The organism is Mesorhizobium sp. M8A.F.Ca.ET.021.01.1.1 (assembly GCF_003998025.1).
Lineage (GTDB): Bacteria > Pseudomonadota > Alphaproteobacteria > Rhizobiales > Rhizobiaceae > Mesorhizobium.
Map to the genome: position 1 here is coordinate 1 of NZ_RZSJ01000963.1, position 1,140 is coordinate 1,140.

Here is a 1,140-nt window from a genome sequence, read left to right on the forward strand (position 1 = left end):
GCGATGGAAGCGGCGCTGAAGAAACTTGGTTTCGACGTGGTGCTCGAAACCAACCGCGATCTCAGGCGCATGCGCCGCGCGCTCGACGATTTCCGCCAAGACGCCAAGGGCGCAGACGTTGCGCTGGTGTATTTCTCAGGCCATGGCGTCGAAATATCGGGCGACAACCGGCTGCTGCCGGTCGATGCCGATCCGTCCTCGCTCGATGCGCTGGACAAGACCAGCCTGCCGCTGGAAGAGGTGCGCGACGCGGTCGCGGCCACCGCGAAAGTCGGGCTGATCGTGCTCGACGCCTGCCGCAGCGATCCGTTCTCGGGGAGCGGCGGCGACGGGCGCGGCGCGACCTCGCTGGCCAAGGATGTCGCCGACAAGGTCACGCCGGGTCTTGGCCGCATCGGGCGGGCGGAAAACATCCTGTTCGCTTTTTCGGCCGCACCCGGCGAGACGGCCGCCGATGGCACCGGCCAGAACTCGCCCTTCACCACGGCGCTGGCCAAATATCTCGGCACGGACGGGCTCGAAATCCGATCGGTGCTGACGCTGGTGCAACAGGAGGTCTACGACCTGTCGCGCGGCAGGCAACTGCCCTATGTCGAGAGCGGCCTGCCGAAGCTGTTTTTCGCCGCCGCGGCCAAGGGGCAGTTGCCGGAGCGCGAACGGCTGCTGCTGGCCATGGCCGACGTGACGCCGGACATGCGCGGCGAGGTCGAGCGGATCGCCAGCGACGCCGACATGCCGTTGGCGCCGCTCTATGGGGCGTTGATCAGCGCCGACACCAGCCATTTGTCGGCCGAGAGCCTGAATGCCCGGCTGCGCGAGGCGGCCGACGCCTTCGTCAAGGTACGCGCCGAGATGAAGACGCTGGCCGCCGACGATTCGCGTGTGACGGAACTGCGCCGTCAGGCCGAGGAGCAGTTGGCCCTGGGCGCCTTCGGCGCGGCACAGGCGAAGCTGGCCGAGGCGGTCGATATCGACGAGGTGTCGCGCAAGGCGCTGAAGGTGAATTTCGCCGACCGGACGCTGTCGCAGGCCGCGACGCTGTTCCTGTCGGCGGGAGCGGCGCGCGCCGACCTCAACTATGCGGCGGCCATCAAGGGCTATGAAACCGTGCTGTCGCTGTATGGCGAGGCCGGGCAGACC

At 68.0% G+C, this 1,140-nt stretch carries 1 protein-coding gene; it reads left to right on the forward strand.

Translation table 11 applies throughout. The features are described from left to right. Positions 1-1,140 (forward strand): caspase domain-containing protein (locus EOA36_RS35835; protein WP_189553560.1); only part of this gene is annotated, 1,140 nt, incomplete at both ends.